The 20,688-nt window shown below is 61.9% G+C and carries 15 protein-coding genes and 1 rRNA gene (1 of these 16 cut by a window edge); 12 read left to right on the top strand and 4 right to left on the bottom strand.

The window, feature by feature from the left end; all coding sequences use genetic code 11:
* Together B5E42_RS18420 and B5E42_RS18415 are read right to left on the bottom strand one after the other, a co-directional pair.
* The coding region (locus B5E42_RS18420) for a recombinase family protein (protein ID WP_087242353.1) at positions 1–1,769 on the bottom strand (1,769 nt) is incomplete at its 3' end.
* Between the two features lie 149 nt (positions 1,770–1,918).
* Positions 1,919–2,185: a hypothetical protein gene (locus tag B5E42_RS18415; protein WP_141242575.1), complete on the bottom strand. Its 267-nt coding sequence runs from the start codon at positions 2,183–2,185 to the stop codon at positions 1,919–1,921.
* Between the two features lie 240 nt (positions 2,186–2,425).
* Between B5E42_RS18415 and B5E42_RS18410 the strand changes: the two genes are divergently transcribed.
* From B5E42_RS18410 to B5E42_RS18360, 11 genes are all read left to right on the top strand, one after another.
* Positions 2,426–3,691, top strand: coding sequence for a hypothetical protein (locus tag B5E42_RS18410; protein WP_087242349.1), 1,266 nt, complete (start codon positions 2,426–2,428; stop codon positions 3,689–3,691).
* Positions 3,692–3,823: 132 nt separating this feature from the next.
* Positions 3,824–4,741 (top strand): ABC transporter permease, encoded by a 918-nt coding sequence (locus B5E42_RS18405; protein WP_087242347.1) that lies wholly within the window; start codon positions 3,824–3,826, stop codon positions 4,739–4,741.
* 16 nt (positions 4,742–4,757) lie between these two features.
* On the top strand, positions 4,758–6,074 hold the full coding sequence (locus B5E42_RS18400; RefSeq protein WP_087242345.1) for an ABC transporter permease: 1,317 nt from the start codon (positions 4,758–4,760) through the stop codon (positions 6,072–6,074).
* An 8-nt stretch (positions 6,075–6,082) separates the two neighbouring features.
* A complete protein-coding gene (locus B5E42_RS18395) occupies positions 6,083–7,111 on the top strand; it encodes an ABC transporter ATP-binding protein (protein WP_087242343.1) in 1,029 nt (342 codons plus the stop codon).
* Positions 7,098–8,111 (top strand): oligopeptide/dipeptide ABC transporter ATP-binding protein, encoded by a 1,014-nt coding sequence (locus B5E42_RS18390; RefSeq protein ID WP_087242341.1) that lies wholly within the window; start codon positions 7,098–7,100, stop codon positions 8,109–8,111. The genes B5E42_RS18395 and B5E42_RS18390 overlap by 14 nt, the downstream gene beginning before the upstream one ends.
* Positions 8,108–9,850 carry a peptide ABC transporter substrate-binding protein gene (locus B5E42_RS18385; protein WP_087242339.1) on the top strand — a complete coding sequence of 581 codons (1,743 nt, stop codon included), beginning with the start codon at positions 8,108–8,110 and terminating at the stop codon, positions 9,848–9,850. Before B5E42_RS18390 ends, B5E42_RS18385 begins: the two co-directional genes overlap by 4 nt.
* Positions 9,851–9,994: 144 nt before the next feature.
* Entirely contained in the window at positions 9,995–10,672 is a 678-nt protein-coding gene (locus B5E42_RS18380) for a response regulator transcription factor (RefSeq protein WP_087242337.1), read from the top strand.
* Positions 10,653–11,666, top strand: a complete 1,014-nt coding sequence (locus B5E42_RS18375) for a HAMP domain-containing sensor histidine kinase (RefSeq protein ID WP_087242335.1) — start codon at positions 10,653–10,655, stop codon at positions 11,664–11,666. The genes B5E42_RS18380 and B5E42_RS18375 overlap by 20 nt, the downstream gene beginning before the upstream one ends.
* Positions 11,667–11,677: 11 nt before the next feature.
* A complete protein-coding gene (locus B5E42_RS18370) occupies positions 11,678–12,721 on the top strand; it encodes a M42 family peptidase (RefSeq protein ID WP_087242333.1) in 1,044 nt (347 codons plus the stop codon).
* A gap of 11 nt (positions 12,722–12,732) precedes the next feature.
* Positions 12,733–14,379, top strand: coding sequence for an amidohydrolase (locus B5E42_RS18365; RefSeq protein ID WP_242967234.1), 1,647 nt, complete (start codon positions 12,733–12,735; stop codon positions 14,377–14,379).
* Positions 14,380–14,710: 331 nt separating this feature from the next.
* Complete coding sequence (locus B5E42_RS18360; RefSeq protein WP_162614019.1) at positions 14,711–18,562, top strand: S-layer homology domain-containing protein; 3,852 nt, start codon at positions 14,711–14,713, stop codon at positions 18,560–18,562.
* Positions 18,563–18,626: 64 nt separating this feature from the next.
* Here B5E42_RS18360 and B5E42_RS18355 read toward each other — a convergent pair whose 3' ends face one another.
* Positions 18,627–18,986, bottom strand: a complete 360-nt coding sequence (locus B5E42_RS18355) for a hypothetical protein (protein ID WP_087242327.1) — start codon at positions 18,984–18,986, stop codon at positions 18,627–18,629.
* Between the two features lie 74 nt (positions 18,987–19,060).
* The gene (metA, locus tag B5E42_RS18350; RefSeq protein ID WP_087242325.1) at positions 19,061–19,981 is read right to left on the bottom strand and encodes a homoserine O-succinyltransferase; all 921 of its coding nucleotides are present in this window, start codon (positions 19,979–19,981) and stop codon (positions 19,061–19,063) included.
* 589 nt (positions 19,982–20,570) lie between these two features.
* Between metA and B5E42_RS18345 the strand changes: the two genes are divergently transcribed.
* A 16S ribosomal RNA gene (locus B5E42_RS18345) occupies positions 20,571–20,688 on the top strand (it continues 1,414 nt past the right edge of the window).

Raw genomic sequence — 20,688 nt, 5'->3', positions numbered from 1 at the left:
GTGTAGATCTCCAGCGGGTCGCCCTCACTGACAACATTGGCATGGAACACCTTGTCCGGCCGCTTTTCAGACCGCTGGACGATGGTAATGGATGAGATATGTCCCATGCCCTCCTTAAAATTTACGGTGTCCCCCTGAACCGGGGCCATGGCGGCCGCGGCCTCCGGCATCTCCTCCGGGAGGGCCCCGCACCGGAGCAGGCTGTCCACGTCGGCCTTGAGCTGGATTTCCAGATGATCCTCATAGACCCTGATCTTCCGGATGATGAGCTGGAGATCGTTCCGCTCCAGCTTGTCCTTGGCCAGGATGTCGTCGAACACCTCCAGGGCCGTCTTGGCCGCCCGGTTGACCCGGATGATGGTGTTGCGCTTGTCCACCGCCATGTCCAGCTGGTTCCGGATGCCCTCGATGCGGCGGGCCAGGTCGCTCTCCAGTTCATCGTAGGTCTGCTCCAGCAGCTCCTCCTGCTCCGGGTGCTTCACCAGATCCCGGATGCGCTGGCGCTTGGTGGCCTTCAGCTCCTCCTGGAGCTGGGCCAGCACCTCCTCCAGATGGACGGCGCTCTGGCCGGCCTCGGCCACGTCCTCCCGCTCCCGGGCCAGCTCCCCGTTGAGCCGCTCCAGCATCTCCGCGGAGCTGTCCTTCACCTTCCGGACGTAGGCCTTCATCAGCTCGTCCAGCTTGTCCACCCGGATGTGGTGGCTGGTGCAGCCCTTCAGGCCCCGGCGGTGGTAGGTGCCGCAGGTGTAGGCTGGGCGCAGGTCGGAGCGGCTCATGGCGAACATGGGGGCCCCGCAGTCCCCGCACTCCAGGAAGCCGGAGTACACGTTGTCGTTTTTCTTCTGCCCCCGGTAGTGGGCGGCGGAGCGGCTCTCCCGCAGGGCGCGGACGGTGGCGAAGGTGCGGTAGTCGATGATGGGCTGGTGGTGGTGCTCGATGACCACGTGCTCCCCCGCGTCCCGGCGCACGTCCTTCCCGTTGATCTTCTTCCGGGTGTACTTGCCCTGCCGCAGGGTGCCGATGTAGAAGTCGTTGTCCAGAATCCCCTGGACGGTGACGATGGCCCACACCGGCCTGGCGGTGCGCCTGCAGTCCTCCCCGGCGGCCTCCTTCCGCTCCCGCTCCGCCATGCGGGGGGTGGGCACCCCCCGGTCGGTCAGGTGGTTGGCGATCTTCTTGTATCCCCAGCCGTCGATGTACAGCCGGAAAATCTCCCGCACCACCTCCGCCTCGGTGGGGATGAGCTCAAACTCCTGGTGCCTGTTGATGAGATAGCCGTAGGGGGCGGCGCAGATCCACCTTCCGTCCGCCTGCCGCCGCTGGATCACCGACTTCACCTTCTTGCTGGTGTCGGTGACGGGCATCTCGTTGATGAGAAACTGAAACTGGATTTTCAGCCAGTCGTCGTCGTTGGGGAAGTCGATGCTGTCCCCGATGGAGATGATGCGCACCCCCGCGTCCCGCAGATCCTCCAGCTCCACCAGCCCCCGGCTGTTGCGCCGGGAGAAGCGGGAGAAGTCCTTGACGATGAGGATGTGGTACCGATGGGACATGAGCCCCTTCCGCATGGCCTGGTAGCCCTCCCGCTGCTCAAAGGTGTAGCCGGAGCGATCCCGATCCTCGTAGAAGGTGAGGGTGCTGCCGGGGAACTTCTGCCTGACAAAGTCCCCGATGATGGCCTTCTGGTTCTCGATGGACACGTTGTCCCGATCCAGCTCCTCGTCCACGGAGATGCGGCAGTAGCCGGCGATGTCAAAGGCTTGGATCATGTGCCGCCCCTTTCTGTCAATAACATTTATAGTAATTCTGTATTTGCAGATAACATTGTACCATAGGACAAAGGGAAGAGCAACAAAAATAAAAAGGAGACGGCGGAATGATATTCCGCCGCCCCGGCCATTCGGGCCCGTCAGGGGCCTCAGGCGCTCGCAGTTGGGCTGACCCCTTTCTCCCGCCGAACCTCCCGCTCCGCCTGCCGCCTGCGGTTGTAGAGCAGCAGCTCCCGTGTTCCGTCATAAAGCGGCTCCTCCCCGGACTGATACACAGCCACCAGATACTTCCGGGCGTGGTACGTTTGGAAGAAAGGCTTCAGCCTGCCCCGGAGTTCCGGATCCCCCTGCTCCCGCCTGTTCAGCCAGATCTCCACCAGCTTCTGGTCATCCCGGATATGAATTTCCAATGCCATCACGCTCCAGCCTGCCCCTAGTCTCCCTCAGCCGAAGGATTTCTATACCAGTCCTCCGCCATATTTCCGCTCCTCATGCGGCCGGCGGGGCCGCTTTCTGCGCCGCGCATGTCTGCACGCAGCTCCTGTGACAGCAGGCGGTTCCATCACGGAACAGGGGATATCCGCGGGCGGCGTGCCGGTTGCGGCGGGAGTGAGATTGTGATAAGATGCCAATAAAATCGGATGTGGAGGTGCAGAATGGATTTTTTATGGGATCAGCCCTACTTTTTTCTGATCCTCTGCCTGGGCCTCTCCTTCTGGATCCGTTCGGCCGGGGTATTCAGTGAGGTGCACCATAAACACAACTTTGCCGTCTTTCTGGGGGAGCAGTGCACGCCGGCCCAGCGGCGGGAGGTGCTGCGCGCCCTGCTGCTGTCTGTACCCGGGGATCACGCTGCATTCCGCTGGCTGGTGATGTTTGCCATGATTCAGGCCGGCGGTGCGGGCTGCCTGGTCTGGTATCTGGCATACACCCTGCTGATGCTGCGGCCGCTGGGGGCCCTGGCCGCCCTGCGCAGCTACTATCAGGGCCCGGACGGAGGGCCGCTGAACCTGGGCCGACTGCTGGAACTGATGCTGCAGAGGAAGGAGCGCGCGGCCCGTCCCCTGCTGTGCCGGGCCCTGAGCGTACTGCACTATCTCTTGCTGGGGTGCGTGCTCCCCTTTCTGGCGGCGCCCCTGCTGGGCTTTCGGGGATACCTTCCCGCGGGCGGACAGCCCTGGCTTCTCGTTTCGGCCCTGCTGGCGGGGGCTGTGTGCCTGCTGTTCCGGCGGCGGGGGCGGGCGGCGGCCTCCATCCTCTTCCTTCTGTTCCTTCTGCTTGCGCTGCTGGGGAATCTCGCCAGCCTGATCCCGGTTATCGAGCTCTCTCTGCTGGACTCCGTACAGCTCAGCAGCTTTTTATCCGCCCTCACCGGGGCGGGACTCATGGCCGTCCTGCAGGGCGGCGCCCGGCTGGGGGCGGGGACGGCGCTCCTCCACGGATGTGCCGATCCGGGGGAGCTGCCCCGCTTTCCGCACCCGGTATTCTGCTCGGTCTATGTCCAGCTGCGGGCCTGCCTGCAGATGGTGCTCCAGACGGCCGTTGGGCTGCTGTTCCTGTGCGCCCGGCTCGTCCCTCAGGACAATGACTGGGTTCTGACCGGGCTGGCCGGGTTCCTGTGCCTGTTTACCCTGCTGGATCTGGAGCGCGCCGTGCGGAACTTCCTCCGCAGCACCGGCAAAGGGCAGGTATTGGCGGCGCTCTGCCTGTCCTGCGCCCTGCTGCTGTGGGACTTTTACACCGCCGCCGGCCTCTTCCCCCTGCTGGGCTGGGGGGTGTGCTGGCTGTCCACCATTGCCGTGGCCGGTATCCTGGCGGCGGATGGAAATTGGTACACAATCCTGCTGGAGGACTATCGGGATGTCTATATCTGGCATGTGCAGCCCCACCCCTCCATCCGCCCCTACTATCGGCGGCCGTAGACAGATTATGTGATATTTCACACGTTTATGGGATATTTCTCAGACATTTATGTACTATAATACGCTAAAGCGCTACATTTTCAACCATACCAGGAACGAGCCCTCCTGCCGGCCGTTCAGAAAGGAGCCGCCATGCTGAAATATATTCTGAAGCGCATCCTGTCCGCCGTCATCACCATCTTCTTCATCATCACCATTACCTTTTTCCTGATGAAGGCCATCCCCGGCAACCCCTTTGCGGCGGAGAAGATGCCCAATGCGGAGATTCAGGCAGCCATGATGGCCAAGTATGGCCTGGATCAGCCGGTCTGGAAGCAGTATTTCATCTATCTGGGCAATTTCCTGCGGGGGGACTTCGGCGTATCCTATACCATTGCCGGCATGACCGTCAACAAGGTCATCTCTGACGGTTTCCCCTACTCCCTGACCATCGGCCTCTACGCCTCCCTGGTGGTGGTGTTTGCCGGCATCATGTTCGGCATTATATGCGCCTTGAGGCAGAACAAACTGATAGACCGGTTCTTCATGATATTGTCCACCTTGGGCTCCACCATCCCCAGCTTTGTGCTGGCTACCGGCTTCCTCTTTATTTTCAGCCGTACCCTGGGGCTGGTGCCGGCCTTCGGCGTGGATGTGGTGTCGGGCTATATCGGGCCGGTGCTGGTTATTGCGGCCTTCCCGCTGTCCTTTGTCACCCGCCTGACCCGAACCAGCCTGGTGGAGGTGCAGCAGCAGGATTACATCCGCACCGCCCGCAGCAAGGGCCTGTCCGAGGCCAAGGTGATCTGCAAGCACGCCCTGCGCAATGCCCTGCTGCCCGTGGTGACCTACATCGGGCCCATGATCGCCTCCATCGTCACCGGCTCCTTCGTCATTGAGGAGGTCTTCGGCATTCCCGGCGTAGGCAGCCTGTTCACCGACAGCATCCTCAACCGCGACTACCCCCTGATCATGGGCATCACCGTGTTCTTTGCCGTGCTGCTGGTGATCTCCGTGCTGATTGTGGACATCATCTACGTATTCATCGACCCGAGAATCAAACTGGACTGAGGAGGCGAGGAAACCCATGAACGCAACCGACCGCCGCTGGCAGCCCGCCCAGCGGGATGCCAGCGCCTCCGAGGCCATCGGCGGCCCCAGCCTGACCTATCTTCAGGACTGCTGGCAGAGGCTGTGCAGGAACAAGACCGCCCTGCTCTCCATGGTCATCGTCCTGATTGTCATCCTCTCCGCCATTTTTGTGCCCATGTTCTGGCCCTACTCTTATGAGGAGCAGGATCTGACCTACGCAAACATCCCGCCGGAGCTGAAGATCTACGATCTGGGCGAGGGGTACTATGTCTATGTGACCACCGACTACAAGTGCATCAATACCGACGACAAGGGGCACCTGCTGGGCGCCTCCACCCTGCTCAAGGACGATAAGACCAACCGCGTCTACCTCTACGAGATCAACGGCAAGGAGCTGATGGTGGACTACGGCGTCTATTTCCGGGCCAATGCGGAGTTTATTCAGCAGGAGGCCCTCCACAGCGACGGAACCCCGATCACAGTGGCGGATGTGGAGTATCTGAAGGACTACTATGGCGACAGCGCCCCTGAGACCGTAAGCGTCCGGGAGGCCGAGCGCATCCTGGAGGACAAGCTGGAGCGCTACCATGTGTACTATGACGACCAGCAGATCCACCCCGCAAAGACGGTTCTGAACAAGACCTACATCTGGGGCACCGACTCCCTGGGGCGGGATCTGTTCATCCGGGTGGTGTACGGCGCCCGGGTGTCCCTGCTGGTAGGCGTGGTGGCCGCCCTGGTCAACCTGGTTGTGGGCGTGCTCTACGGCGGCATTGCCGGCTATTTCGGCGGTACCGTGGACAACGTGATGATGCGCATTGTGGACACGCTGAGCTCCATCCCCATGATGCTCTATGTCATCCTGATCATGGTGGTCTTCGGCTCCGGCCTGCACTCCATCATCCTGGCCATGGGCCTGACAAACTGGCTGGGCATGGCCCGCATCGTCCGCTCCCAGGTCATCGGCATGCGGGATCAGGAGTTCATCTCCGCGGCCATCCTGCTGGGCGTGCCCACCCGGAAGATCCTGATCCGCCACCTGATCCCCAACGCCATGGGGCCCATCATGGTGTCCCTGGCCATGCAGATCCCCGGGGCCATGTTCACCGAGGCCTTCCTGAGCTTCATCGGCCTGGGCGTGTCCAAGCCCCAGGCGTCCTGGGGCTCCCTGGCCAACGCGGCCCTGCCCAGCCTCTACACCAACCCCTATCAGCTGTTCTACCCCGCGCTGATCATGAGCATCACCATCCTGGCGCTCAACCTGTTTAGCGACGGCCTCCGGGATTCCCTGGATCCCAGGCTCAGAAAGTGAGTGGCGATATGTCAAGACGTTTACTTTCCGTTCGGAATCTGAAGACCTCCTTTTTCACCCACGTGGGCGAGGTCAAGGCCGTCCGCGGCATCAGCTTCGACCTGAATCAGGGCGAGGTGCTGGGCATCGTGGGGGAGAGCGGCAGCGGCAAGAGCGTGACCAGCCTCTCCATCATGGGCCTGCTCCAGCACCCCGGCCGGGTGGTGGACGGGGAGATCTTCTTCCAGGACAAGGACATCCTCTCCTACAGCAAGCGGCAGATGCGCCGGGTGCGCGGCAAGGAGATCGCCATGATCTTCCAGGATCCCATGACCTCCCTCAACCCGGTCTACACCGTGGGCAACCAGATCGTGGAGATGATCCTGGAGCACGAGAAGATGACCAAGGCCCAGGCCAGAGAGCGGGCCATCGAAATGCTGCGCCTGGTGGGCATCCCCTCTCCGGAGAAGCGCATCCACAACTACCCCCACGAGTTTTCCGGCGGCATGCGGCAGCGGGCCATGATCGCCATGGCCCTGGCCTGCAGTCCCAAGCTGCTCATCGCCGATGAGCCCACCACCGCCCTGGATGTGACCATCCAGGCCCAGATCCTCAACCTGATCAAGGAGCTCAACCACAAGCTGGACATGACCACCATCCTGATCACCCACGATCTGGGCGTGGTGGCCACCCTGTGCGACAAAGTGGCGGTGATGTACGGCGGCCTCATCATGGAGGACGCCTCCGCCGACGACATCTTTTATCACCCCCAGCACCCCTACACCATGGGGCTCATCGACTCCATTCCGCGGGTTGCAGGGGGGGAGAAGCAGCGGCTCAAGCCCATCCCCGGCACCCCGCCCAACCTGATCAATCCCCCCAAGGGCTGCCCCTTCAGCGCCCGCTGCCCCTACTGCATGAACGTGTGCCAGGAGGAGATGCCCCCCTATTTCACCGACGGGGAGCACCGCACCATGTGCTGGCTGCTGGACGACGAGGCACCGGCCAATCCGGACTATGAAAAGCGGAAGGGAGGGACGCGGCGTGTCGACGGATAAGCTGCTGGAGCTGGATAACGTAACCAAATATTTCTACAAGCCCGTGGGCCTGTTCGGCCGGAAGAAGCAGACCATCCAGTCCGTGGATCACGTCAGCTTTGACATCTTCCGCCACGAGACCTTCGGCCTGGTGGGGGAGTCCGGCTGCGGCAAGAGCACCCTGGGCCGCACCATTACCAGGCTGTACGAGCCCACCGAGGGGCGGGTGGTCTACGACGGCACCGATATCAGCCACCTGACCGGCCCCCAGCTGCTCCCCTTCCGCAAGCGGATCCAGATGATCTTCCAGGATCCCTACGCATCCCTGGACGCCCGCATGACGGTCATGGACATCATCCGGGAGGCGCTGGATCTCCACTCCGAGCTCACCACCAAGGAGGCGCGCAACCAGCGGGTCTACGAGCTGCTGGATCACGTGGGCCTGATGAAGGAGCACGCCAACCGCTATCCCCATGAGTTCTCCGGCGGCCAGCGCCAGCGCATCGGCATCGCACGGGCCCTGGCGGTCAACCCGGAATTCATCGTCTGTGACGAGCCCATCTCCGCCCTGGACGTGTCCATCCAGGCCCAGGTGGTCAACATGCTGGAGGATCTCCAGCGGGAGTTCGGCCTGACCTATCTCTTCATCGCCCACGACCTGTCCATGGTGCGCCATATCTCCAACCGCATCGGCGTCATGTACCTGGGCAAGCTGGTGGAGCTGGGCGACAGTGAGGAGATCTATCAGAACCATCTCCACCCCTATACCGAGGCCCTGCTCTCCTCGGTTCCGGTGCCCGATCCGGAGGTGGCCCGGGGCAGCGAGCCCATCATGCTCCAGGGCGATATCCCAAGCCCCATCGACCCGCCCTCCGGCTGCCGGTTCCGCACCCGCTGCCCCTACGCCATGGGCATCTGCGCCGAGCAGGAGCCCTCCCTTTGTCAGGTGGGAAGCAACCACGCGGTTGCTTGTCATAAAGTTTCGAGTGCAATAGAGGAAAAGAAGGAGGTAACAGAATGAAAGCAAAGAATCTGGTTTCCATGCTGCTGGCCGGCTCCATGATCCTGGGCCTGGCCGCCTGCGCGCCCACCACCAGCACAGAGAGCAGCCAGACCCCCGCCGCCGAAGCCACCTCCACGGGTGGCACCGGGACGTCCTCGGATTACCTGGTCTACAACGTGGGTGAGGAGCCCAAGACCTGGGATCCCCAGCTCAACACGTCCAGCATGGGCGGCCATGTCATCCTGAACCTGTATGACGGCCTGGTGCGGGACACCAAGGACGGCATCCAGATGGCCTCGGCCGAGAGCTATGAGCTCTCCGCCAACGCCGAGGGCGTGGAGGACACCGTGTACACCTTCCACCTGCGGGACGGTTTGGTATGGTCTGACGGCGAGCCCGTCACCGCCTACGACTATGAGTACGCCTGGAAGCGGGCCTGCTCCCCCGAGATGGCCTCCCCCTATGCCTTCCTGATGACCGACTACATCAAGGGCGCCTATGACTACTTCAGCGGCGAGGGCAGTGCGGACGATGTGGCGGTCAAGGCCCTGGACGACAAGACCCTCCAGGTGGAGCTGATTCAGCCCACCGCCTACTTCCTGAACCTGGTGTCCTGGTTCACCTACATGCCCTGCCGCGAGGACATGGCCTCCACCGGCGAGGGCTGGGAGAAGGATCCCGCCAAGTGCGTCACCAACGGCGCCTTCACTCTGGAGGAGTACCAGGTGGGCTCCCACATCCTGCTCAAGAAGAACGAGAACTACTGGAACGCCGACAACGTGAATCTGGCCGGCGTGCGCATCCTCTTTATCTCCGACGCCACCACCTCCCTGCAGGGCTATGAGGCCGGCGAGATCAATGTCACCAGCATCCTGCCCGGCTCCGAGATCCCCCGCCTGCTGGCCGAGGATCCCAACTTCTCCAGCGAGCCCGCCCTGGGCTGTACCTACCTGCAGTTCAACATGGACGCCGACGTGGTCAACGATCTGAACGTGCGCAAGGCTCTGGCCCTGGCTATCGACCGCAGCATGATCACCGACCAGGTTCTGCGGGACGGCGCGGTGCCCGCCGCCGCCTTCGTGGCTCCCACCTTCAAGCTGTCCACCGGCGAGAGCATGCGCCCGCTGGATGAGAACGGCAACGTGGTGGAGGAGTATGAGATCGATCCCTACTCCGCCAAGGTGGAGGAGGCCCAGGAGTATCTGGCCGCCGCCGGCTACCCCAACGGCGAGGGCTTCCCCGAGCTGAACATCCTCTACTATGACAGCGGCAACAACTCCCTGATCGTGGAGGCCGTGCAGCAGATGTGGCAGGAGAACCTGGGCATCCACGTCAACCTGCAGGTGCAGGAGTACGCCGTGTTTACCAACACCATCAACTCCGGCGACTGGTCGATCTCCTTCACCGGCTGGAGCGCCGACTACAACGATCCCATGACCATGCTCTCCCTCTTCACCGCCGAGGGTCTGAACGACTCCCGCTGGCGCTACAAGGAGTACGCCGGCATGCCCAACGACACCACCCTCAACCCGGAGAATGAGGCCTACGACACGGCCGTCAAGATGGCGGCGCAGACCTCCGGCACGGAGCGCGACGGCTACCTGAAGGAGGCCGAGGATGTCCTGATGGAGAATATGGTCATCTGCCCCATCAACTACACCACCTACACCCAGGTCATCGACCACAGCAAGGTCTCCGGCCCCGGCCGTACGCCGGTGGGCCAGTGGGACTTCCAGTACTTCACCATGGTAGGCTGATCCCAGCCGGCGCCCCCCAAGCCTTCCCGGCCTGGGGGGCGCTTTGCCGCTGCTGAGGAATTCCGCCCGGCACCCCCTGTTCCGCCAGCCCTATCCGTGCTATAATAAATCATCAGATTTTTGTCGAAAGGGCGGTGCGGCATCATGTGGATCAGCGTAGTGGAGGACGAGGCGGTTCTGAACAACCTGATTACCCGGTATCTGCAGAAAGAGGGCTATGATGTGCGCAGCTTTCTCAACGGCGAGGACGCGGTGCAGAACATGGACAAGCCGACGGATCTGTGGGTGATTGACATCATGCTGCCGGATATTGACGGCTTCACGGTCTTCCGGGAGGTAAAGCAGAGGAACCCGGACAGCTATGTGATCTTCATCTCCGCCCGCAACCAGGACATCGACCGGGTGGCGGGGCTGGAGCTGGGCTGCGACGACTATATCCCAAAGCCCTTCCTGGTGCGGGAGCTGGTCATCAAGGTGGAGCGCCTGCTCAAGGGCAGCCGCCCCAAGCCCACGGAGGTGCGGGTGGGCCCCTATACGGTACATCTGGAGAAGCATCTGGTCTCCGGCCGGGAGGGCGAGGCGATCCCGCTGACCGTCAAGGAGTACGACCTGCTGCTCCATCTGGCTGCCAACCAGGGGCTGGTGCTCAAGCGGGGGGAGATTCTCAACGCTGTGTGGGGCTATACGTTCTACGGCTCCGACCGGGTGGTGGACGACACCATCCGGCGCCTGCGCAAGAAGCTGCCGGCCATCGAGATCCGCACACTGTATGGACTGGGCTACTGCCTGACTGAGGGGGATCATGAATCGGTTTTCGACTAAGTATTGGCTGCAAAACAAGCCGCTGAGCGTGCAGCTGTGGGTATTTCTCACCCTGTTCGGCGCGCTGGCTATGGGGCTGGCCCTGGGATACTTGCTGCTGGCGGTCTTCCCGGGATGGGAGCTGACCGCCCGGCAGTGGCGGGGCCTGATCTTCCTCTTCCTGATGCTGCTGGTGCTCAATCTCTTCCTGGCCCGGCGGGCCGCCCTGCGCATTGTGGCGCCCCTGGAGAAGCTGTCGGAGAATATGGATCGCATCAAGGGGAAGAACTGGGCTGATCCGGTGCTCCAGACAACCCGGGAGGATGAGATCGGCCGGGTGGTCAACAAGCTGGCCCAGATCCAGCGCAACGTGGTGGAGATCAATGAGGATGAGGAGTTCTTCTACCAGAGCGTCTCCCACGGCCTCAAGACCCCCATTATGGTCATCCAGAACTGCTGCGCCGCCTACCAGGACGGCATCTACGGCGGAGAGGCCATCGACATCATCATGCAGGAGAGCCAGGTGCTGGAGTCTGGCATCAAGGCCATGCTCTATGTCTCCTCCTTTGACCACATTCTGGGCCGGCAGAGCGAATTTCAGCAGCTCTCCCTCCAAACGCTGGCCGCCGAGTGCTGCAAGCGGTTTCAGAGCAATGACCGGGGGATTCATCTCCTGACCGAAGTGCCGGAGGACTGCGTGGTGCCGGGCAACGCCGCGGCCCTGCAGACCGTGCTGGACAACCTTGTGGAAAACGCCGTGCGGTACGCCAAAAGCTATATCCACATCGGGGCGCGGGATGAGAAGGACGGGTATCTTTTGACCGTGGAGAATGACGGCAGCCAGATCCCGCCCGCTGTGATGAACACCCTGTTTGACAAGTTTTACCGGGGCAAGGGCGGCAACTTCGGCCTGGGCCTCTATATTGCAAGAAAGATTGTCCTCTTCCACGGCGGCGATATCTGGGCCGCCAACTGGGAGGGGGGCGTGCGCTTCCATATACTGTTAAAGAAATGAGGTAGAGTTCCATGAATCGGGAATTTTTATATGAGATGCTCCGTACCGAGTCGGTGAGCGGCGGGGAAATCCCCCTCCAGAAGAAGGTGGCCGCCTACATGAAGGAGCAGGGCGTCACTGTGGTTACCGACCCGGCGGGGGATGTGATCTCCTCCATCAACGATGACAGCCCCTTCCGGGTGCTGCTGTGCGGCCACATCGACGAGATCGGCTTCCGGGTGACCTGCATCACCAAGGAGGGCTATCTCCACGTGGGCAAGGCCGGCGGTGTGCGCCTGTCCCTGGCCCAGGGGAAGCGGGTCACGGTGCTGGGCAAAAAGCGGGTCACCGGCGTCATGGGCCTGCTGCTCCAGAAGGGAGAGGTCAAGGCGGAGCCGGAGCTCACCGACCTTTACATCGACTGCGGCTTCCGGGATCAGGAGGACGCCAGGCGCCTGGTCTCCCCCGGGGACTTCGTCACCTACACCTACACGGTGGACGAGCTGGAGAATGACTGCATCGCCGGCCGGGGGCTGGACAACCGCCTGGGGGCCTACACAGTGCTCCACGCCCTGCTGCGGGCCCGGGACAAGGGGGCCAGGGTGGGGGTGTACGCCGCCACCACCACCGGGGAGGAGACCACCATGCGGGGCGCCTTCCACGCGGCCAGCCGGGTGAAGCCCAGCCTGGCCATCGCCGTGGATGTGATCCACACCTCCGACTTCTCCGGCTCCCTGCCCCAGCGGTTCGGGGACATCAAGCTGGGCGGCGGGCCGGTGCTGTGCATGAGCTCGGTGTGCAGCGCCCCGGCCAACCGTGCCCTGGAGGAGACCGCCCGCAGGATGGGCCTGTCCGTCCAGTACGAGGTGGCCTCCGGCGTCATGGGCACCGACGCGGACAAGATGAACCAGACCAACGGCGGTACCCCGGTGACCACCGTCTCCATCCCCCTGCGCTACATGCACTCCCCCAGCGAGGTGGGTTGCCTCACCGACGTGGAGGGCACCGTGGAGCTGCTCAGCGAGTTCCTGGCGGGCCTGGACGAGACCTTCAATCTGGATCCCTTTGCCATCTGAGAGAGAGGAACATGCAGATGCTGCTGCTGACCAACGGAACCATCGCCACCATGGATCCCGCCCGCCCGCTGGCGCAGGCCGCCGTGGTGGAGGGGGACTACTTCGCCTATGTGGGGAGCGCAGGTGAGGCGGAGGACTTTGTCCGCAAATTCTCCCCCGGGGGGTGGGAGACCCTGGATCTCCGGGGCCGCTTTGTGCTCCCCGGCTTCAACGACTCCCATCTGCACTTTATCCACTACGTCAAGACCAAGCTGTCGGTGGATCTCTTCGGCGCCGCCTCCCTGGCCGAGGTGCAGGAGCGGCTGCGCCGGGGCCTGGCCGGCTTTGACGGCTCCGGCGGCCGGTGGCTGCTGGGAGAGGGGTGGAACCAGGAGCTCTTCACCGACGTGCACCGCTTCCCCACCTGCCGGGAGCTGGATCAGGTGAGCACCCAGTACCCCATCCTCATTCTCCGCTCCTGCTTCCACGTGGGGGTGCTCAACTCCAGGGCCATGGAGCTGCTAGGGCTGAACCGGGACACCGCGGCAAAATACGGTGAGTTTGCCGAGGTGGACGAGCGGGGAGAGCCCAACGGGGTGGTCAAGGAGAATGTGGTGGACGATATCAAGGCCGCCCTGCCCTCGGTGGGCCTGGCCGCCCTGCTGGAGCGGGTGGTGGAGGCCCAGCGGGATCTCTTTGCCGTGGGCCTGACCAGCATCCAGAGCGACGACTTCAAATACGCCCCGGAGGAGAAGCCATACGCCCTGATGGACGGCCTGCGGGCCCTGGCGGAGTCCGGACGGCTCAAGCTGCGCATGGCGGAGCAGGCCCTCCTCACCGAGCCGGAGACCCTGGACGAGTTCTTTGAGCGGGGCATGGCAGACTATGGCGCCAGCCACCGCTTCCGCATATCCACCGTCAAGATCCTGGCCGACGGCTCCCTGGGGGCCCGCACCGCATTCCTGCGGAGGCCCTACGCCGACGCGCCGGAGACCCGGGGCCTGCCCATCTACCCGGAGCAGGAGGCGCTGGATCGCCTGGTGCTCACCGCCCACCGGCACAACCTGCCCGCCGCCGTCCACGCCATCGGCGACGGGGCCGCCGAGATGGTGCTGCGCTCCGTTGCGCGGGCCAGGAGGGAAATGCCATGGCTGCATCCCCGCCACGGCCTGGTTCACTGCCAGATTATGGACAAGGCACAGATCGGCCGCATGAAGGAGCTGGACATGACGGCCTATGTGCAGCCGGTGTTCATCAACGGGGACATGCACATCGCCCCCGCACGCCTGGGGGAGGCGCGGCTGCCCCACGCCTATGCTTGGGGCGAAATGGCGCGGCAGGGGGTGGCGCTGGCCTTCGGCACCGACTGCCCCGTGGAGCACCTGAACCCCATGGAGGGGATCTACTGCGCCGTGACCCGGCGGGACTTTGCCGGGGCCGGCCCCTTCCTGCCGGAGCAGGCCCTTACCCCCGCCCAGGCCCTGTACGCATACACCGCCGGGAGCGCCTGCGCCTCGGGAGAGGAGCACGTCAAGGGGCGCATCCGGCCCGGCATGCTGGCCGACTTTGTGGTGATGGATCGGAACCTGCTGACCTGCCCGCCGGAAGAACTGCTGGGCGCGCAGGTATTGGCCTCCTATGTGGGCGGAGAATGCGTTTTCAGCGCTGCACAATTCTGAAGCAGCCCCACCTTTCAGGGGGAAGCTTTCTCCCCAGCAGACTGTGTTTTGAGGTCATGTCTACCAGACGTCTACCAATTCAATCCCGCAACCCATTGGCGCGCAGCGGTTTCCCGCTGTGCGCCCTTTCTTTTGCCGTCTCGTGTCTACCAAATGTCCACCATATGAACTTTTGAGCAGCAAATCAGGTTCAAAACCCCTAAATACCGCAGGATTTCCTCACTTCTAATCCCGTGCAAGGGTCGTCATACGCCGCTAGCGCCCCCGTATCGAGCATAAACAGGTGGATATGGAAACTTTTGTCTCAAATTTTAGAAGGAGGAAATCCAAGATGAGAAACCTCAAACGGACTCTCAGCCTGGTGCTGGCCGTCGTTATGGTCATTGGCCTGATGGTCGTCGGCGCTTCCGCTGTGAGCTACAACGATTTCTCCGACCGGGAAGAGATCGTGAACAAGGATGCGGTTTCCATGCTCACCACGCTGGGCATTATTGAGGGCCAGCCCGACGGCTCTTACAATCCCACTGGCGACGTGGACCGCGCGCAGATGGCGAAGATGATCTCTGTCGCCCTGACCAACAACGAGGACTGCGACACGCTCTACACGAACGTGAACAGCGGCCTCACCGACATTACCGCCAACTGGGCCCGCGGCTACATCAACTACTGCTATGTCCGCGGCATCATCGCCGGCCGCGGCGACAACACCTTCGACCCCGATGCCAACGTGACCGGCGTTGAGGCCGCCAAGATGCTGCTGGCCGCCCTGGGCTACAACGCCGACATCGAGGGCCTGGTGGGCCCCGACTGGGCGCTGAACACCGCCGCCCTGGCGCAGCAGCTGGGCATCTTCCGCAACTTCACCAAGGACGTGAGTGAGCCTCTGAGCCGCGACGACGCCGCTCTGCTCATCTACAACGCCCTGGACGTGGAGATGATCCAGCAGTACCAGACCGGCTACGCCCTGGTGTACGCCGACCACCGCACCATTCTGAGCTCCGTGTTCGGTGTGGTTCGCGTGGAGGGCGTTGTCACCGCCAACGAGTGGGCCCGCCTGGAGGAGACTGACTCCGACGCCGCTCTGCGCACCGGCAAGACCACCCTGGACGAGGTTGTGGTGTACGATTCCACCACCTCCAACACCACCGTGCCCGAGGGTATCCGCGAGGACGATCCCGTCACCTTTAACGTGAGCACCCCTGTGGACATGATCGGCAAGGCCGTCACCATGTACGTGGAGAAGACCACCATCCTGGCCAACTCCAACGTCATCGGCATCGCCACCAACGACGAGGCCAACGTGATCCATGCCACTGCCGCCACCGAGGAGACCCTGGACGACCTGCTGGATGGCACCGGCATCGAGACCGACCGCAACACCCAGTACTATGTCAACTATGGCTGGTGCGAGGACGGCGCCACTGAGGCCGTTGAACTGATCAACCAGTATCCCGACGCCCAGCTGGAGGACAAGGATCCCGGCTACTACAGCCTGAACGGCGTCGAGGTTGAGGTTATCGACAACAACGATGACGGCACCGCCGAGTACGTGCTGTACCTGCAGGAGACCTTGTCCGAGGTTACCCGCTACAGCGACCGCAACGAGACCATCTCCTTCTACATCCCCGAGCTGAACAACAGTGGCGCCCCCACCGGCGACAGCGACACCGTGACCCGCGACTTTGAGGACGTGGTGTTCAACGACGATGTGGCCGCGGACGACCTGATCCTGTACGTGGAGTACGGCGGCCGCACCTACATCCAGCTGGCCCCCATCGTCACCGACACCATGAACCGGGTGGATCGTGACCGCGACAGCGAGCTGTACATCACCCTGGACAACGGTGAGGAGTATCGTCAGGCCTACCTGCCTGATGCCGCCTCCATGACCGACGTGGAGCTGACCCACTTCGACATCGACAACGCCCGCGCCGACATCGGTTTCGATGACGCGTATGACTTCATCCTGGACGCCACCGAGCAGTACGTGATCGCTGTCCGGCCCGCCGAGGAGCAGGTCACCAACTACGCCCTGGTGCTGGGCTCCGCCTGGACCCAGAACGCTCTGACCCGCTCCGGTGAGGTCAAGATCCTCATGGCCGACGGCACCGAGAACACCTTTGACATCGACTGGAACGAGTCCCGCAAGGTGTTCGAGAACGAGACCACCAACACCCGCAAGGACACCGCCCTGGAGAACTACCTGGGCACCCGCGATGTGCAGCACAGCGGCTCCTACAGAACCGGCGCCGCCGTGGGTACCGTCATCGAGTACAGCCTGAACGACGCTGGCGACGAGCTGACCATCGAGAACATCCTGAATCTGAACACCCTGGCCGACGGCGGCTACGTGAATCAGAACAACGGCGATCCTCTGGTTGATGTGGTCAGCAACCCCATCGCTTACATCGCCGCCAACCGTGCCGCCTCTGATACCAGCGTTCGTACTGCTAATAACCTCCAGTATACGATCCAGACTGGTCAGCCCTACAGCACCGGCGACGGCACCCTGTACCTGACCGTGAAGAACACCGACGCCGTTGCTGATGCCCGGAACGACAACGCCTCTTTCGCCATCGACCGCGACACCATCGCCTTCTACTATGTGGACAGCGATACCTACGGCGTGGCTACCGGCTACTCCAACATGAGCGACATTCCTGTTCAGGATGAGGACGGCAATCCTGTCTCTGTCCAGGTCTACCCCGTGCTGGAGAAGAACAACCAGGGCGGCTGGACTGCCTCCCGCCTGGCGGATGTTGCCCTGTTCAACTCCGAGCCCAGCAACGACAGCAACGACTACATGCTGGTGCTCAACGCCAACTACTACCGCGGCGATGAGCTGTGGCTGAATGTGGTGTTTGAGGACGGCACTGCCGCCACCATCGAGATCGACGACGACGGCGGCCACAACTTCGACCGCACCAGCTCCTACATGAAGGCTTATGCCTACGTGGAGAACGCTGACGGCACCTACGACATCTCCGACAGGGATCCCATCGGCGAGTATGATGCCCACCGGACCGACAACGGCACCATTTACTGGGCCGCCCCGACCTCTGTCAGCCCCAATCCCTATCTGACCCTGCTGGACAGCTCCAACGTGTGGGACGTCACCGACGTGGACAGCGCCAACGACGACATCACTGCCGGCACCTTCACCCGCACCGACAAGAACGCCGTGATCGTCACCGGCGGCAGCCGCGACGAGACCATCCGTGCCGCCTGGATTTGGGATATCGACGACACCACCGTTGACTTCGACACCAGCGACTATCTGGTGGTTCTGAGCGATGCTGATAACTGTGCCTATATCTACTATAACGATGATCTCTATGATTCCCCCGACTTCCCCGATCTGGATCTCTGCATGAGCCTGATCGAGGCCGAGATGGAGGATCAGGGCTACACCATCGTTGACCGCACCCGCAACGGCAACACCTATACCTGGGAGGTTGAGGACAGCCGCGGCTTCGATGATACCTATCGGTTTGTCTACGATGCGACTGTCTCTTTCACTGGCAACTGGCTTATCCCCAGCTATGTGGGCCGCGTGAACGGCGTGGAGACCTTCGTGCCCACGGCTTCCGCCACGATCACCAACCGTACCGACAGCTCCACCCACCTGGCTGGCAGCACTCCTCTGGCCGGCACCCATGTCTGGGGCCGTCTGGACGCCAACAACAACTATGACTGGATCGCTGTTGGCTCCGTCACTGTGACTGGCAGCGGCTTCGACATCGAGGACGGCTACACCGCCGTTGATGTGGCTGGCCTGGCCCTCTCCATCACCACCGACGGTGATCTGGATGTTGCGGTCACCGTGAACGGCGACGATCTTGAGGATTGCGACACCTACGACGCCGCCAATGATGTGGTGTACGTCGAGGGCAACGACAATGAGATCGTTGCCACTGTGACTGGCTCTTTCGAGATCACCACTGCCAGCGACACCAAGTACATTGCCGGCACCAACACCAACGGTCTTGTAAGAGACGTCGCTGGTTATGATGCCAGCCGGAACAATGCGACGGTCACCACTCCCACCGGCAGCGGACAGATTGTCTTCACTGCGAGTGCGGATGGTGCCACTACCTTCGAGGATGTGGAGGTTACCTTCACCTGGACTGTGGATCAGCAGACTACCACTGTTGACCTCAACCTGGCTACGGATCTCACCTGATTTCAGGACGCTTAATCCTTGAAGCAAGACAAGGAGGGCGTGCCCCACGGGGCACGCCCTCCTTCTATTTTACCGCAATGTAGTAATAGGCGTCCCCCTTTGTGTTGGCGGAGACGGCATCCGGGTTGTCCTCGTCGTCCAGGGCCTCAAAGCCGTTGGCGGTGATTTTGATGTACTTGTGGCCGTTGGGCGTGACGGTGAGGCCGGTGTAGAGGCTGTCCAGATCTACCACCACGGCCGCTGGCTCAAAGCCCAGGCTGACCTCTCTGGTGCCCCCGTGGCCGATGTAGCTGCCTGTGACGATCTCCGGCTTGCCCCCCAGCGCCGCGTCGATCTTCTGAAAATCCTGATTAAAATCCGTTCTGAGGAAATCGTCCTCCGGCACCCACTGGTGGAGCTGATAATGTTCCGTATAGCTTGCCATAAAAAATCCCTCCCGGCTGTCCGGCCGGGAGGGATGCTGCGATACGGACGAACGCGCGCGGAGCGCCGCGCCGCTTATGCGTGGAGCTTTGTCAGATCATAGGGCGTGGTCTGATAGACGTAGTAATTCAGCCAGTTGGTGTAGAGCAGCTGCCCGGCGCTGCGCCAGCGGACGATGGGCACCCGGGCGGGGTCGTCCTCCGGGAAATAGTGGGCGGGCACATCGATGTCCAGCCCCTTGTCCTTGTCCCGCCAGTACTCCCGGGCCAGGGTGTCGGGGTCATATTCCGGGTGGCCCATGACGAAGAACTGGCTGCTGTCCTCGGTCTTGACCGCGTACACCCCCGCCTCAGAGGAGGTAGCCAGCAGCTCCAGGCCGGCGGCCTTTCGGATGTCGGCCTCCCACACCTCGGTATAGCGGGAGTGCGGGGCGAAGAACACGTCGTCAAAGCCGCGGAACAGGGGGGAGGAGGGCTTGAGCACCCGGTGCTCATACACGCCGAAGAGCTTCCTGGGGAGGGAGCGCTTCTCCACCCCGTGGTGGAAGTAGAGCCCCGCCTGGGCCCCCCAGCAGATGTGGAGGGTGGAGTGGACATGGGTGCGGCTCCACGCCATGATCTCGCACAGCTCCGGCCAGTATTCCACCTGGCTGAATTCCAGGTTCTCCACCGGCGCGCCGGTGATGATCATCCCGTCGAAGTTCCGGTGGCGCACCTGGTCAAAGGTGGTGTAGAAGGAGGCCAGGTGATCCTCGTCAGTGTGCTGGGAGTGGTAGCTGGCGGTGCGCAGCAGCTCCACCTGGATCTGCACCGGTGTGTTGGATAGCTTGCGCAGGATCTGCGTCTCCGTGACGATCTTGGTGGGCATCAGGTTGAGGATCAGGACGTTCAGCGGGCGGATATCCTGATGGATGGCCCGGTATTCCGTCATGACAAAGATGTTTTCGCTCTCCAGCACCGCGGTGGCGGGCAGGGAGTCGGGAATCTTGATAGGCATGGGTAATCCCCTCCGGTCTGTGTTCCTATTATTATAATAAGAGTAGCATATTTGCCCGCCGGTTGCAACCAGCGCGGAAATTGAAAAAGACTGAAAAAAACGAGAAAAAAGTGTTGACAAAAGAGGGAGGGGGTGGTATTATATCTGAGCGCCTCACGGGAGGGCAAGAAAAAGAAGGAAACGGACGGGAGAGACCGGGCGGAAGCCGGACGGACTTCTGAAAGATTCCTGAAAAAAGTTCTTGACAAACCGGGAAGCGTGTGGTAAACTAAATGAGTTCGTGCCGGAAGGTGTGAATGAGCTTGAAAAGGGCGAAAACCAAGCGGATTCGAAGAAAAAACTTCGAAAAAACTTGAAAAAAGTTCTTGACAAGCGAAAGCGAAAGTGCTAAAATAAATAGCACGCTGGCCGTGAGGCTGGCAGGAGCGTGTACCTTGTAAATTAAACAACGTGAGAAAAACACGAAGCACCAGAAAGGACTAAGAGTCCTTCTGACAAGCGAAAGCTTGAAGAAGGCTTCCAAATTTCTTTGAAGCTAAGATAAGCTTCAATAAGATGATTTAAGGAACTTCGGTTCTTTAGATACCATTTTATTGAGAGTTTGATCCTGGCTCAGGATGAACGCTGGCGGCGTGCTTAACACATGCAAGTCGAACGGAGAACCCCTGATAGAGGATTCGTCCAATTGAAGGGAATTCTTAGTGGCG

Source organism: Flavonifractor sp. An10, from assembly GCF_002161215.1.
GTDB lineage: Bacteria > Bacillota > Clostridia > Oscillospirales > Oscillospiraceae > Flavonifractor > Flavonifractor avistercoris.
The sequence above is the reverse complement of the archived record's forward strand: the minus strand, read 5'-3'. Positions and strand labels throughout refer to the sequence as shown.

Coding starts and splice junctions, on each gene's coding strand:
- B5E42_RS18415 (WP_141242575.1), bottom strand. CDS start 2,185: ATGGCATTGGAAATTCATATCCGGGATGACCAGAAGCTGGTGGAGATC.
- B5E42_RS18410 (WP_087242349.1), top strand. CDS start 2,426: ATGGATTTTTTATGGGATCAGCCCTACTTTTTTCTGATCCTCTGCCTG.
- B5E42_RS18405 (WP_087242347.1), top strand. CDS start 3,824: ATGCTGAAATATATTCTGAAGCGCATCCTGTCCGCCGTCATCACCATC.
- B5E42_RS18400 (WP_087242345.1), top strand. CDS start 4,758: ATGAACGCAACCGACCGCCGCTGGCAGCCCGCCCAGCGGGATGCCAGC.
- B5E42_RS18395 (WP_087242343.1), top strand. CDS start 6,083: ATGTCAAGACGTTTACTTTCCGTTCGGAATCTGAAGACCTCCTTTTTC.
- B5E42_RS18385 (WP_087242339.1), top strand. CDS start 8,108: ATGAAAGCAAAGAATCTGGTTTCCATGCTGCTGGCCGGCTCCATGATC.
- B5E42_RS18380 (WP_087242337.1), top strand. CDS start 9,995: ATGTGGATCAGCGTAGTGGAGGACGAGGCGGTTCTGAACAACCTGATT.
- B5E42_RS18375 (WP_087242335.1), top strand. CDS start 10,653: ATGAATCGGTTTTCGACTAAGTATTGGCTGCAAAACAAGCCGCTGAGC.
- B5E42_RS18370 (WP_087242333.1), top strand. CDS start 11,678: ATGAATCGGGAATTTTTATATGAGATGCTCCGTACCGAGTCGGTGAGC.
- B5E42_RS18365 (WP_242967234.1), top strand. CDS start 12,733: ATGCAGATGCTGCTGCTGACCAACGGAACCATCGCCACCATGGATCCC.
- B5E42_RS18360 (WP_162614019.1), top strand. CDS start 14,711: ATGAGAAACCTCAAACGGACTCTCAGCCTGGTGCTGGCCGTCGTTATG.
- B5E42_RS18355 (WP_087242327.1), bottom strand. CDS start 18,986: ATGGCAAGCTATACGGAACATTATCAGCTCCACCAGTGGGTGCCGGAG.
- metA (WP_087242325.1), bottom strand. CDS start 19,981: ATGCCTATCAAGATTCCCGACTCCCTGCCCGCCACCGCGGTGCTGGAG.